The organism is Vagococcus sp. (genome assembly GCF_036639995.1).
In the GTDB taxonomy this organism is placed as follows: Bacteria; Bacillota; Bacilli; order Lactobacillales; family Vagococcaceae; genus Vagococcus.
Genome location: NZ_JAVWHO010000016.1, coordinates 1 through 13,974, shown reverse-complemented (window position 1 = coordinate 13,974; position 13,974 = coordinate 1). Strand labels below are relative to the sequence as shown.

Annotated in this window: 12 protein-coding genes; 5 read left to right on the top strand and 7 right to left on the bottom strand. The window is 32.4% G+C overall.

The genetic code is table 11. The annotated features are described in order from the left end of the window. The 6 genes from RR554_RS05925 to RR554_RS05900 all read right to left on the bottom strand — a co-directional run. A partial coding sequence (locus tag RR554_RS05925) for a CAP domain-containing protein (protein ID WP_332467623.1) occupies positions 1 to 1,128 on the bottom strand: 1,128 nt, incomplete at its 3' end. 289 nt (positions 1,129 to 1,417) lie between these two features. Beyond that, a complete protein-coding gene (locus RR554_RS05920) occupies positions 1,418 to 2,503 on the bottom strand; it encodes a M42 family metallopeptidase (protein ID WP_332467622.1) in 1,086 nt (361 codons plus the stop codon). A 38-nt stretch (positions 2,504 to 2,541) separates the two neighbouring features. Further along, positions 2,542 to 5,106: a YfhO family protein gene (locus RR554_RS05915; RefSeq protein ID WP_332467621.1), complete on the bottom strand. Its 2,565-nt coding sequence runs from the start codon at positions 5,104 to 5,106 to the stop codon at positions 2,542 to 2,544. 183 nt (positions 5,107 to 5,289) lie between these two features. Continuing rightward, complete coding sequence (locus tag RR554_RS05910) at positions 5,290 to 7,356, bottom strand: ABC transporter permease (protein ID WP_332467620.1); 2,067 nt, start codon at positions 7,354 to 7,356, stop codon at positions 5,290 to 5,292. Beyond that, complete coding sequence (locus tag RR554_RS05905; protein WP_332467619.1) at positions 7,343 to 8,110, bottom strand: ABC transporter ATP-binding protein; 768 nt, start codon at positions 8,108 to 8,110, stop codon at positions 7,343 to 7,345. Before RR554_RS05905 ends, RR554_RS05910 begins: the two co-directional genes overlap by 14 nt. A gap of 189 nt (positions 8,111 to 8,299) precedes the next feature. Beyond that, entirely contained in the window at positions 8,300 to 8,812 is a 513-nt protein-coding gene (locus tag RR554_RS05900; protein ID WP_332467618.1) for a hypothetical protein, read from the bottom strand. Between the two features lie 177 nt (positions 8,813 to 8,989). Here RR554_RS05900 and RR554_RS05895 point away from each other — a divergent pair, with 177 nt between their 5' ends. Beyond that, positions 8,990 to 9,664, top strand: a complete 675-nt coding sequence (locus tag RR554_RS05895; protein WP_332463376.1) for a response regulator transcription factor — start codon at positions 8,990 to 8,992, stop codon at positions 9,662 to 9,664. 8 nt (positions 9,665 to 9,672) lie between these two features. Beyond that, positions 9,673 to 10,719 (top strand): sensor histidine kinase, encoded by a 1,047-nt coding sequence (locus RR554_RS05890; RefSeq protein ID WP_332467617.1) that lies wholly within the window; start codon positions 9,673 to 9,675, stop codon positions 10,717 to 10,719. A gap of 113 nt (positions 10,720 to 10,832) precedes the next feature. On the opposite strand, the gene RR554_RS05885 is transcribed toward RR554_RS05890, so the two are convergent. Next, positions 10,833 to 11,162, bottom strand: coding sequence for a DMT family transporter (locus RR554_RS05885; RefSeq protein WP_332463341.1), 330 nt, complete (start codon positions 11,160 to 11,162; stop codon positions 10,833 to 10,835). 128 nt (positions 11,163 to 11,290) lie between these two features. On the opposite strand from RR554_RS05885, the gene RR554_RS05880 reads away from it, so the two are divergent. From RR554_RS05880 to RR554_RS05875, 3 genes are all read left to right on the top strand, one after another. After that, positions 11,291 to 12,319 (top strand): hypothetical protein, encoded by a 1,029-nt coding sequence (locus RR554_RS05880; RefSeq protein ID WP_332467616.1) that lies wholly within the window; start codon positions 11,291 to 11,293, stop codon positions 12,317 to 12,319. A 76-nt stretch (positions 12,320 to 12,395) separates the two neighbouring features. After that, positions 12,396 to 12,977: a transposase gene (locus RR554_RS12125; RefSeq protein WP_443081323.1), complete on the top strand. Its 582-nt coding sequence runs from the start codon at positions 12,396 to 12,398 to the stop codon at positions 12,975 to 12,977. Further along, positions 12,887 to 13,819: an IS3 family transposase gene (locus tag RR554_RS05875; protein WP_443081324.1), complete on the top strand. Its 933-nt coding sequence runs from the start codon at positions 12,887 to 12,889 to the stop codon at positions 13,817 to 13,819. Before RR554_RS12125 ends, RR554_RS05875 begins: the two co-directional genes overlap by 91 nt. Positions 13,820 to 13,974 lie beyond the last annotated feature (155 nt).

Genomic DNA, 13,974 nt, shown 5'->3' with positions numbered 1-13,974 from the left:
TATCATATAAGTCGAATATTCATAAGTTATTGGTTTTTCGTCTTTTAAAACACCTGTTACTTTTACATTATATGTTGTGTTCTTCTCAACTTTAAAATCATCATTAGGTTTAAAGTTAACTGTAACAAATCCCCCTTGAGGATAATAACCTGGTTCTTCATTAAATGCTGTTATCTCACCACCCTTACTGTCATCAACAATCTTAGTCACTTTACCTGTGCTACCATTTTTCACTTCAACTGATACATTATTACCAATCCTATAATCTTTTGCGTTAAAAAATACAGACCATCTCATATTTCCTCGACTCTGTCTTTCATAAGTTTGCATTGGAAAATAATCTTTTGTTGGCCATTGCGTCACAAAATCTTTAGGATAATTATTATCAATATCATCAAAAATTGAATTGCTACGTAACGATGAATAATAATTGTATTCCTTGGATACAGCATAACCAACTCCAAAAGAAGTAACTGGTAATCCGAGTATATTTGCTCTATGACCAGTTTCTCGGTTATTATTTCCTTGATCAGCAATAAAACTATCTAACACACTATTTAAAGGTTCATCATAACTAGCATAATGAAGATTTGATGTTCTAGTTGCTTGTGTAGCTATATCCCAAAAACTTTGTGGCATATCAGCTGGTTTTTTATAGTCTGATAAGTAATGAGTAAATTCATTAGTCGCAGCTAATCCAATTGCACCATGTTGCGCCAACTCACCATCTTTTGCATTAAAAGGAACACTTTTCAACCCTGCCATATTACGATAGAAATTCAATTGTTTTTCAACAGAAGTTAATGCCTTTTGATCGAATTTACCTAACTTATACACACCATTTTTTAAAACAGGCTCTTCTATAAATTTATTTCCTTCAAAAGGAACAACCTCTTTTTTATATTTTTTCTGAAAGGCATTTATTTTTTCAACATCACCTTTTGATAGATAAACTGTTTTTCTTTGATTACTAGCGTCGTAAGAATAAGCCGCCATCTCTGGTGCAATTTCTTCAACTCCCTCATCAGTCATTTCAGGAATTTCAAGAGACGTTTCAGCATAAACAGTACCAACCGTTGAACAAAGTATCAATCCTAAAGCAAACGAACATAACTTAACTTTTTTCATTATTCATTCTCCTCCTAATCATTTAACATACTAATCATAGCATTTACAACTAATAAAATCACGATTATTCACAATAGTTAAACAAATATCATCACAAAAATATAATAATGTATCTTATCAGAAATATTCCAGCAAAATACACAACTATTTATTGTTGTAAAAAAAATTTAAAAACAAAATATTATAATAAATGTGTTGCTAACACAACGAAAAACTCTCTAAACATAACAAAATGGATATTCCGTTTCGGAATACCCATTTTCTGTATAATTCTATTCGTGTCTTTTAATTAATAGCCACGTAATTCTTTTACTTTATCTGCGTCTAATCGTTTCACAACTTCTGTCACTAATTTCACTGTATTCAAGTAATCATCTTCATGGATAATTGATGTATGTGAATGTAAGTAACGAGTCGCTACGGTAATCGCTAATGATGGAATACCATCTCTTGTAATATGTTGTGTTCCAGCATCTGTTCCGCCACCTGTAATGACAGTGTATTGGAACGGAATTTCTAATTCTTCTGCTACGCCAATAACAAAATCACGTAATTTTTTATGTGGAATCATTGAAGCATCAAAGATAATGATTTGTGGACCTTTACCTAATACTGAATCAGCTTCTTTAGGTGTCATACCTGGAGTATCCCCAGCAGTACCTGTGTCTAAAGCAAACGCAATATCTGGATTAACTAAGTGAGTACTTGTTCTAGCACCACGTAAGCCAACTTCTTCTTGCACATTACTTCCAGCAAATAAAATATTCGGATGGCCTTCTTTAGCTAAATTTTCTAAAACTTTTAAAGAAACAGCTGTCCCAATTCTATTGTCCCAAGCTTTTGCTAATAAATATTTAGAGCCATTTAATCGTTGGTACTCGATATATGGTGTGATCATGTCACCTGGTTTAATACCCCACTCACTAGCTTCTTCTAAACTTGTCGCACCAATATCAACAAACATATCTGCAATATCATATGGTTTTTTGCGTGCTTCTGCACTTAAAACGTGAGGTGGTTTTGAACCAATTACCCCATGAATTTCTTTTCCATTACTTGTTGTAATCGTTACTTGTTGGGCAAGCATGACTTGTCCCCACCAACCACCAAGGGTTTGAAACTCAAGGAAACCTTTTTCTGTGATTTTAGTTACCATAAAACCAACTTCGTCCATGTGTCCTGAAATTAACACTTTAGGGCCTTCTTTGTCACCAGTATGGCGAGCATTAATACCACCTAAACCATCATAAAGAATTTTATCTGCATGCGGTTCTGCATATTTCTTAAAAATCTCACGGACTTGATCTTCATTTCCCGGAACACCTTTAGCGTCTGTTAATTCTTTTAAAAACAATTCTTCTTCTCTTTCTAACACGTCAGTCACCTCATTTTTTTATTATAAACTTAAGTATATCACTCTTTTATTTGTTTTTCTTTAGATTTGATTTTTCTTGTAAAAATAACTCCGATAAACGAAATAAGTAAAGAAATCGATGTAATAACTAACCCAATCATTAACGATTTTGAGCGGTATTTAAAATTAATTTGATGCTCATCCATCTCAAGGTCTAGACCGATAAAATCTCCAACAATTTGCTTTGGTTTCACTTTTTCCCCATCCACTTCTACTTGCCAATTTTTATCATAAGGAATTGAGACATATAGAAGCTGATTTTCATCAACAACGTTCACTTTCCCTTCAAGTTTCCCTAATTTTTGCCAAGTAAGTGAAGAGGCGTAATTTTTTTGATAGTGAATTAATTTATCGAATTTTGATTGGTCTAAACTTACCCAAACCATATCTGTTGTTTCTATTTTTTTATTTAGTTTCAGCTCAAGTCTGATTTGATCGTTCTTTTTAAATTCACCTAAATTAAACAGTTGATTAGTAATAATCATGACATCTGTTTTTATTTCCTTGCCATTTACTGCAAAATATTCCACATTATCCCAAATCGCATTTGGTAGATACAGATAATTCGTGCCATCAGCTGTTACCTTCCCCTTTATTTGATACTTATCAACTTCTTTTGTGGTATGAATACCAGTTAAAGGTTTAAAGTAAACATCATTTTGTAGCGGTTTAATACTTTGAAGAATGGTTTCTTGATTATTAATTACTTTTCCTCTTTCAAGAGACACTTCTTTTAATGCCTTTGGTGCTAAAAAGGCCGCCCCTATAGCTTCATTGTTTTTATAGATATTAGACAAAGCTTGCTCTTCTAACAATTCCTTATTATCAATAAATTTAGGATTAATTGTGTAATTAACATTTAACAACAAGTTTGCGACTTGAGATTCATCCACATAAGAAAAACGACGCTCATTTTTTGAATAAAGTCCTAAGTCTGTTAATGTATTTTGAACTTTAGAATCAAGTGTTGAGGTATAGCTAGACACACCTGAGTATCCAAACAACATGGGATTATTGTAACCATTATTAATTTCGTTATACCCCATCATGTTTGTATCGATTTTTTGGTTAATTCGAAATAAATCATCTCGACCACTTTCTAAATGTTTCACTAACATTTCTTGCTCGTTATACATTTTGGCGTATTGCTCTTGATTACCAAAAGGGATATCCTTCATAGAAATCCAAAGATTACCACCTAGTTCTAATCCGACACAAAGCAACAACACCCAACGCCATAGATAACTTGTTTTAGTAAACTTTAATCGTAAAACAAAAACCAGTATCCAGACAATAACAATATTTAAAACAAAATAAGTATTCGATAATAAATAACTAGAATCTGATTGGAAAATTAAAAATAATTGACCAATAGTTAGTAAAACTGTAAAGGTACTTCCTGCTAACACAAGTCTTTTTTTTACGATTGTCTTATCTTCAGTTAGTCTTGCATATAGATAAGTTTCATATGCTAATTTAATTAAAATGAAGCTAAAGATAAAAGCATTTCGGTACGGAAAACCTGCTGGACTTTGAAACATGTGCCAGACTGTGTTAAACATCTCAAAGAAAAAACTGAAATAAATTGCCGTCAATAAGGCAGCCATTGCCCTTTTTTTTCTTTTGGGCACAATAGGTAACGTGAAATATAGAAAGGCTAGCAACCAAACAAAAACACCTGAGTATATCATTGGTAAATGGTCTAGTCTGATATCATAATTGATTGTTCCTAAGCCCATTTGTGAAAATACCTCAAAACCAAATCGCGGTTTTAATAGAAAATCTTGCATATGAAAACTTGATTTTCCTGTTTGGAGCATTCCTAAAATTGCTGGGATTAACATAAATGCTGTACTTAAACCTGAAAGTAAAGACGTAACAAAGAATAAGCGCCATCTTTTAGTAAATTCTTTGATTGATTTAGCTGGCTTTCTTTCAAATTTTAAGTAGTAAATAAACACACTGTACATCACAGCAAAAATACACACCATATAACCTAAATAATAATTGGTCAAAATAGAGAAAAATAAAGTCACACCATACAATCCATATTTTTTCTCATGCCATAATCTTTCCAATCCCAAAACAAGTAAGGGAAATAGGATTAAGACATCCAACCACATAAAATTAAGCAAATACACAACCACAAAGCCGCATAAACTATAAGCCAAAGAAAAAGCCTGTGTTAACCAATTGCTCTGTCTGTAATGTAAATCTAAATACGTATACATAGTTAAGCTCATGCAAGCTATTTTTAACGTAATTATCAATAATACCGCAACGGGCATCATATTATAAGAAAACAAAAGCGAGATAAAATTAAAAGGGCTCATTAAATAATAAGCAATTGTTGCCTCCATCGGACCACCAATTCCATTAGCAAAAGAATAGAGGTTCTCTCCTCCTTCTGTCATGAAACGTTTGAACGCATTTAAAAAAGGTAAATACTGTGACCCTAAATCGCTTACCATTAAGTTATTATTACCAAAAGGAGCTAGTCCTAGTATCATCCAGACACTTGCTAGTACGATTATTGGTATGATAAAACTAATCAGATATGCCATTAGTTTATTCTTTTTGTTCATTCTAATCACCATTTTATAGTTAAAAAAACCTTTATTTTAATAATAGATAAAACCACCTTTTACCTTACCTATATTCTAACAAAAAAGCAATTTATATTTTATAAAGAAACACAAAATCTCGTATTTATCTTCACTAAAGAAAGAAAAATACGAGATGATTTTTTAAGAATTCACAATTTTATTGTAGGATGAAGATGTGGCAAAATAAAATAAAATATAAATCACGATTAAAAAGGCAACAGATATATACGTTAACAACAGAGCTGGCCTGCCGATTAAAACAAACAATACTTGTAAGGCAAAATAAGCATGTAACAAACTGATTGAAAGTGGTGCAAAAAAGATGATTGAATTTTGCTTATAAATACTGCGTTTAATCATATTTTTAGGTGTTCCTATTTTTCTAAGCATGTCATAACGTAGGATTTCATCTTCTGCTTCTGACAATTGTTTTAGTGTGATAATACTACCTGTTGCTATCATAAAGACCATTCCTAAAAAGACAGCGACATAAATAAGGACACCTGTACTTTTTATCAAACTATTGTAATAAGGGTAACGAATACTGAACTCTCCTTGGGTGGTATAACCTGTTGGCAGATTATCTGATGTTGGTTTTTCTACTTTTTCAACAGAATCCACCATTTTACCTTCTTTATTTTTTGTTTCTTGTTTAAAGTAGGTTTTTGATTCCATTAAAGGAGTAAACCGTTCAAGTGATTTACTGGCCAAAACGTCGTTCTCATCAGCACCTTCGACATTTATCACATGATATTGATAATCATATTTTGCATTAAGTTCCTTGAAAAGTTCGTCTGTTACAACAATCGCGTTATATGAAAGTCGCATGTCTCTCACATTACCAATAAAATCTGCTTGTGTTTTAGTTATATTTACTTCACCAACATTACCTAAAACACCTTTTTTATCAGGAGTCACGGCTTGATCAATGTATAATTGATTGCTTCCAGACATCATCGCAACATCATTTTTTTGTTTTAAATCTAGAGGTTTGATATCTTTAATAACTTTGCTTAATTCTTGAAAGTTACTTAGAGACATAACATTATAAAAACCTTCACCATTGCTGTATTCACCATTGGCCTCATAGCCCATTTGCGCACCCACATATTTAAATCTTACTGTTGCTTGATTTGAAATAACAGCCCCCTCTTCATCTAAAAAGTTCGTTAGTTCTTGATAGTGTGCCTCACTAACAGCATACGATGTTGGTGTTGTCGAGTCTGCTAATTGTAACGTAAAGGATTGAACACTTGCTGCACCACCAATGGCTGCTAAGGCTGTACCAGATAAAACTGCAATGGTTGCAAATGTCATTGAGTTTTTCTTCAAATGAAAGCTCAAATTCCCAGTTGTTACCATGTTTATATCTCGGTAATAATAAGTTTTCACTTTTCGAATCAAATGTAGAATAATCGCAAGAAAGTGGTTGAAAAACAAATAGGTTCCAATGATACAAATCATTAAAATAATCAATGGACAAAGTAGCATAGAAAAGCCATCTGTTTGATACATTTTTTCAAACCAAATCATAAAATCTAAAAATCGTTTAGCCAAAGTATACCCAAGGCCTAAAAAAATGACACCAATGGAACCAAACAGCCAATTATACCATCTTACATAAGCGTTACCTTCTCCTTGTTGATCTGCCTTAAACAACGTAATTAATTTATAGCGATAAACAGTCGTAGCTGTTCTAATGGAGACAATAGCTAGAATGATTAAAAAAACAATCATGGTATTAAGTATCGCTTCAAAGGATATAATAATACTACTTGAAATGGGAACATGAATTGCTTTTAACAATAGCATGGTAAACAATTTAGAAAAAATGATGCCTAACGTAATCCCTGTAACTAACGCTAATGCGCCAAGCAACATATTTTCTACAAAGAACAGAATCCCAATTTGACTTCTTCTCATACCGAGTAAGTTATACAGCCCAATTTCTCTTTTTCTTCGTTTCACAAAAAAACTATTGGCCGAAAACATAAAAATAATAATAAATAAAATAATCATGACACTACCAGCTCTTAAACCAGCATCAATTCGCATATCATTAGCTGCGCGTTTTAGTAGTGTTTTTTCATAACTCATAGAGACAAAGCTATAGTAAACCATAACTGAAAAAGCCATGCTCACAAAATACATTAAATAATAGCGAAATTGAGTTTTCACATTTTTTAATGCTAACTTAGACAACATCATGACTCACACCGCCTCCAATAGCAGCTTGCATATCTATCACTTTTTGAAAAAATTCTTTTCGACTTCCTTGCCTAACAATCTCTGAAAAAATCGCACCATCTTTAATAAATAAAATTCGGTGACAATAACTTGCAGTAAAAGCGTCGTGAGTCACCATGATAATTGTCGCTTTTTCTTCTTCATTTAAGCGAGATAAGTAGTGAAGTAATTCTGTGGCAGATTTAGAATCTAGAGATCCTGTAGGTTCATCTGCTAAGATAAGTTGTGGATGAGTAATCACTGCTCTTGCCGCAGCAACTCGCTGTTTTTGCCCAATTGAAATATCTGATGGGTAGGAATTCAAAATATGATCGATACCTAAAATACGTGATACATGACTCAATCCTTTCTCCATGTCATTTACTGGTGTTCTATCCAGTGCTAGAGGTAGCATGATATTATCTTTAACAGTTAAAGAGTTCATCAAATTGAAATCTTGAAAAATAAACCCTAATTCTTTTCTTCTAAAATCACTTAATTGGCGTTCTTTCATTCGAGTTATATCTTGTTTACCAATTTTTATCGAGCCCACAGTGGGTTGATCAATCGTTGATAACATATTTAAAAGTGTTGTTTTCCCAGCCCCACTTGGTCCCATAATGCCAACAAATTCACCCTTATCAACATGAAAAGAGATATTTTCAAGTACTTTCACTGGGTTACTTTTTTTTCCATAAATTTTGGATAGATGGTCAACTTCGACAATCCGTTGCATATGTTTGCCCCCTTTTTTCTTCTAACACTATCTTATCAATTTTTTTTGCATACTAACATCTTTATACCTAAAAATAATCTTACAGAATTGTCACTAAAAAAAGGGTAAGTTAAAAGTCATTTTCCTAGTAGTAATTAAAAGCAATAAAAAAATTGAGACCAACTTTTTAGTTAGCCTCAAATTAAGTCATTAGTTAAACAAAGCGTTTCTGCCTTGCCCGTATTTTTTATTTTCTTCTATTTTATTCATAATTATTTTTGTTTGCGTCCCTACTTTATAACTCATTTCAATATCAGCTTCACTTTGACTGCCAACAATTCGAATGTAGTTTTTTCCTTTAGGTATTTCTAACGTACTAGTACCTGTTTCTGTATTTTCAACTATTAGCTCCATCTCTTGATCCGGTTTAACCAATAATACTTTAAATTTTCCTGTTTTATTCTCTGTTTTATATGCAATCACTAACTCATCATTTTTTTGACAATCCAGTTCCCAAAGTGTATCAATGCCTGAAAATTTTACTTTAGCATCTAATTTATTTGAAGTAAAAATCTCTTTTTTCTTATAATCATATTCAAACGCATCCTGTAAATTTAAACCACGTTCCTGATCATCATAGTCATCAAATGCTTTTTGTCTACTGCAACTACTACCTATAAAAAGACAACCACTCAGGAACATAACAAAAATAAAACTCTTCATTTTATCGACACCTCTTTCAAAAAACGATATCTATCAGCTCTTGTTATAAACTTATTATACAACCAAATGGATATTTTGATACATTTTTCTAAAAATTATTTTCTCAGACGCAAGTCTCATGCTATCTTTTAATTTTTTCGGTATAATGAAATTGAAATGAATGAAGGAGTCGTTGCAATAATGAAAATAATGGTTGTTGAAGATGATGAAACTGTTCGCGATCTTGTGGTTGAATCTCTCGAAAAATGGGGATTTGAAACAGTTGAAGTCACTGATTTTAAACGTGTTTTAGAAATATTTATAGAAGAAGAACCTCACCTTGTTCTTTTAGATATTACCTTACCTGTATTTGACGGGTATTACTGGTGTCAAAAAATTAGAGAAATCTCTAAAAGTCCCATTATTTTTATTTCAAGTCGTGATACGAATGCTGATTCCATCATGTCTATGAATATGGGCGGCGATGATTATGTCAATAAACCTTTCTCAATGGATATTTTAATTGCTAAAGTTAATGCATTATTAAGGAGAACTTATGACTACTCAAAATCTGAAAGTACTTCCTTAGAGCACCTTGGATTAAAGTTAAACATGGAGAATAGTTCAATGATTATCAACGATTCAACCGTTGAATTGAGTAAAAACGAATTTCAATTACTCTTAATTTTAATGAAAAACACAGGAAAAATTGTTAGCCGGGAGAAATTGTTGCGTGCCTTATGGGATGATGAACGTTTTGTTGATGACAATACGTTAACCGTTAATATTAACCGATTACGAAAAAAAATAGAAGGAGCTGGAATTAGTAACTATATTGAAACCAAAGTTGGTCAAGGTTACATGATTCCTTAGTGGTACTCATGACATTTTTTAATTATTTAAAAGATCAATTTCGTTTAATTTTACTTTGGCTTGGTTTCAACTGTTTAACGGGTTTTATCCTTTGGTTAACACCTGAAGTAAAATTTAATTTCGCCTCTCTTTTTTATATTTTTCTTCTTGGTATGATTTTACTCGCTATTTTTCTTGGGCTTGATTACCAGCAAAAAAAACGATGGTGGCAACAATTAGAACTTGATTCTGATCAATATGTAGAAACACCCAGCTTATCTAACGCAAGAACTTACGAGGAAGAGCTTTATCAAGAATATTTTAATGAAATACACCGCGAACATTTTTTACTCTTAAATAATGTTAAACAACAGTCCGAAGAACAAAAAGATTATATTGATAGTTGGGTTCATGAGATTAAAGTGCCTCTAGCCTCACTCACTCTCATTTCAGAAACTATTGAAGATGATATTTCTGAAAAAAGATACAATCAATTACGAAATAATTTAAATCGGATGGATGATTATGTTGAACAGGTTCTTTACTATTCAAGACTAGACAGCTTTTCTAAAGATTACTTAATCAACTCATACTCTTTAAAAAGAATCGTTCAACAAACAATTCGTGACTCAAAAGAGTACTTTATCCAAAAAAATATTCGCTTTTCACTTGTTGGCGAAGACTATGCTGTTTTAACTGATGAAAAATGGCTTCATTTTATTTTAAATCAACTAATTAGTAATGGCATTAAATACACTGAATCAGGTGGAAGTATTACGATTTCTTTCTCAAAAAATGAACGTGGCACTTGGCTAAATGTTGCTGATACTGGAATCGGTATTCCCACAGAAGACTTGCAGCGAATTTTTGATAAAGGCTTTACCGGTAATAACGGCCGAAATGAAGAGACAAACTCTACTGGTTTAGGACTCTATCTAGCTAAATCATTATCTGAAAAATTAGGGCATCACTTGTATGTTGAGTCCCAAGTAGGAAAAGGAACCTCTTTTCAACTTCTTTTTCCCCATTTAAATTACTACGCAGAAACAGACGAAAATTTCATGCTTCATGATTAAAATAAATCCCCACAATACGTTTAAAATAACAATGTGTTGTGGGGATTTTTCTGTAAAAAAACAGACTAGCTTTTCTAAGCTAATCTGAAATACTTGGTTTATTTATCCTTAATTTAATGCCCCGTACCAAATAAGTTAACTAAAATAGTTCCCACAATAATAAAACCAAGTCCAACTATTGTCATAGCGTTAAGCGGTTCTTTCCAAACAATAACAGAAAAAGTAGTAATTAAAATAATACCAATAGCACCCCAAATAGCGTACGCAACGCTTATTGGAATAGTTTTAAATGATAATGATAAAAAATAAAAAGAAATAACATATGCAATAATTGTATAAAGTGTTGGCATTAATTTAGTAAAACCATCTGTGGCTTTAAGTAAATTCGTTCCAATAACTTCTCCAACAATTGCCACTAATAAATACAGATAACCTTTAACCATGAGTTGTCTCCTTATCCTAAATTCAATTTATTTTACCACATTATGAGAGAAGTAAAAGACCTTTTCTATAACACCTTGTAATTGCTCTATAAGGGCAGTACAATTGAAGCATAACTGGAGGTCTTAACATGAAAAAAATTAGTTTGGCCCTATTCTGGAGTGCTCTTTTACTATTTGGCACAGGGACCATCGTACAGGCAGAAGAAAGTAAAACAAGCACTTCTTCGCAATCGGAACTTAGTCTGGCTCACTCTGAAGAGCTAAAAGCTAAAACAGATACCAATCAAGTTTATGCCAAAGTCATCACAAGAGACACTTTACAGCCAGAAGATTTTAAAAATAGTATTGAAGATATTTATGATTTAACTGTAACAACTATTAGTTTTTCAGAAAATCAACATGCTAACACAATGACACCTGGTATTTATAAAATTGAGGTCTTATTTAAAACCTCTACTGGAAAGATTTATAATAGTAAATTACCTTATCTAGTAGAAAATGACCATCCAACTATTTTTATTGATAATATCCATTATGATTATAAGAAGAAAAAAATCTCCTTTAAGAGCTCTGAAAAAGAGGCTGACGTTTATATTAAAACTAACAACAAGTATTATACTTGCACAACCGATAATAACGGTTATTTTGAAGGAAAGTACAACCCAGATACCTTACCGGATTCACTTCAATTCATTGCTTTAGATGATTTAGGGAATTATAGCGATGAGCATGTGTTATTTTTATCAACAGATGACAAGTTGAAAAAACTAACAATTGATCCGTTTATCTATCAAGAAAACAACTTTCAAATTCAAGGCATTGTGTCAAAAAACATTGATACTCAAGTTGAACTCCCATCTAAAAAAACAACGGCTATTTTACCAGGCAAAGATGGTGCCATTAACTTTTCTTACGATAAACAACCTAAAACCATTGATCTATCCTTGAAAAAAGATAACACGAAACGAACACTATCTTTTGAACCGATGACAAGAAATCCTAAAACTTTAAATGAGCTGAAAAAAAGTCATAATCCTTTAACTGCGGTTAGAGAAAATAGAACCAAACGAACTATTATCGTTTTAGCTATTATTTTAGTCGTTGGAACAGGCTTATTATTAATCCGTTCTTACTTATCTGCCAGAAGACAAAATTAAAACAAGAAGAGCCTATTGATGTAGCGACCCCCAAAAGTTAGACCAAAAAATCTAACTTTTGGAGGTCACTATTTTTATGGCAAAATATAATTTTGAACTTAAAATAAAAATTATAAAGGAATATCTTGATGGTGAAGGTGGATATAACTATCTTGCAAAGAAATATGGGGTAAAGAACAAGACACAAATAGAAAATTGGGTTAGGATCTATGAAGAGTTTGGTGAAGAAGGTCTCTTTAGAAAAAGACAAAACAAAAAATATTCTGTTCAATTTAAGTTAGATGCGATAGAGTTATATCAAACGAGTGAATTGTCCTATCGTGAGGTGGCTTATGCCCTAGGTATTAATAATCCTACTTTAATCTCTGCATGGATGCGTGAATTTCGTGCGGATGGTGTCGAAGGACTTTCAAAACCGAGAGGACGACCTTCCACTATGCCTAAAAAGAATAAAGATAAAAATATAAAAAACAGAATATCTAAAGAAAAACCTGAAGAACTTGACCGTATTAAAGAATTAGAAAAACAAGTCCGTTCTCTTCAAATTGAGAATGCTTTTTTAAAAGAATTGAGGAAGCTGCGAAAACAGGAAGCCCAACAAAGACACAAGAATCAATCGCACGAATCATCGACAGCCTCCGAGGATCATTCAAATTAGTTGAGCTTCTTGAAACATTGAAAGTTCCTAAAGCGACCTATATGTACTGGCAGAAACGCTTTAACCGTGTCAACCCAGATCAAGAAATAGAAAATCAACTATTAGAGATTCGTAAAGAACATAAGGATTACGGTTGTCTTCGACTGACAAGGGAATTGAAAAATAGAGGTTTTCACGTTAATAAAAAAAAAGTTCAACGTTTGATCAAAAAACTAGGAATCGAAGTAAAATCATACACTAGAAAATCACGACGATATAGTTCTTATCGTGGTAAGGTAGGCACAGTTGTCCAAAATCGTATTCATAGACGTTTCTATACTAGCATCTGCCATCAAAAAATTACGACTGATACAACAGAGTTTAAGTATTTCGAAACAGACACTCATGGTGTGATTCGTCAGAAAAAACTTTATTTAGACCCGTTTATGGATTTATACAATAGTGAGATTTTATCTTATAGAATTTCAGAAAGACCTAACGCTGTCGCGATTATGGAAGGCTTAGAAGAAGCGATTCAAGTAACTAATGATTGTCCTTTTCGTAGAACGTTTCATTCAGATCAAGGGTGGGCTCAAATGAAGGCTTATAGTTCTAAATTGAAAGAACACAACGTTTTTCAAAGTATGTCTCGTAAGGGAAATTGTTTAGATAATTCCCCTATGGAAAATTTTTTTAGTCTTTTAAAACAAGAGATTTTTCATGGTGAAGTTTATTGTAGCTTCAATGAGTTGAAAACAGCTATTGATCGCTATATTTACTACTACAACAATAAACGCATGAAAAAGAAATTAAACTGGCAAAGCCCAGTTCAATTTCGAAAAACGGCACAACATATCGCTTAATCGTTCATTTTAAAACATAAAAAAGGAGTGGATTTCTCCACTCCTTAAAAGTCTAACTTTTAGGGGTCACAACATGACTCTTCTTGTTTTTTTAGTTTTCTTACCAAACAACTACAAATGTTTGTACACCATAAAGCATTCCTTGAGATACATAG

What these genes read in the sequence shown, in the direction of transcription:
- RR554_RS05885 (WP_332463341.1), bottom strand. Translation starts at nt 11,162, where the DNA reads ATGGTTAAAGGTTATCTGTATTTATTAGTGGCAATTGTTGGAGAAGTT.
- RR554_RS05910 (WP_332467620.1), bottom strand. Translation starts at nt 7,356, where the DNA reads ATGATGTTGTCTAAGTTAGCATTAAAAAATGTGAAAACTCAATTTCGC.
- RR554_RS12125 (WP_443081323.1), top strand. Translation starts at nt 12,396, where the DNA reads ATGGCAAAATATAATTTTGAACTTAAAATAAAAATTATAAAGGAATAT.
- RR554_RS05905 (WP_332467619.1), bottom strand. Translation starts at nt 8,110, where the DNA reads ATGCAACGGATTGTCGAAGTTGACCATCTATCCAAAATTTATGGAAAA.
- RR554_RS05880 (WP_332467616.1), top strand. Translation starts at nt 11,291, where the DNA reads ATGAAAAAAATTAGTTTGGCCCTATTCTGGAGTGCTCTTTTACTATTT.
- RR554_RS05890 (WP_332467617.1), top strand. Translation starts at nt 9,673, where the DNA reads ATGACATTTTTTAATTATTTAAAAGATCAATTTCGTTTAATTTTACTT.
- RR554_RS05915 (WP_332467621.1), bottom strand. Translation starts at nt 5,106, where the DNA reads ATGGCATATCTGATTAGTTTTATCATACCAATAATCGTACTAGCAAGT.
- RR554_RS05900 (WP_332467618.1), bottom strand. Translation starts at nt 8,812, where the DNA reads ATGAAGAGTTTTATTTTTGTTATGTTCCTGAGTGGTTGTCTTTTTATA.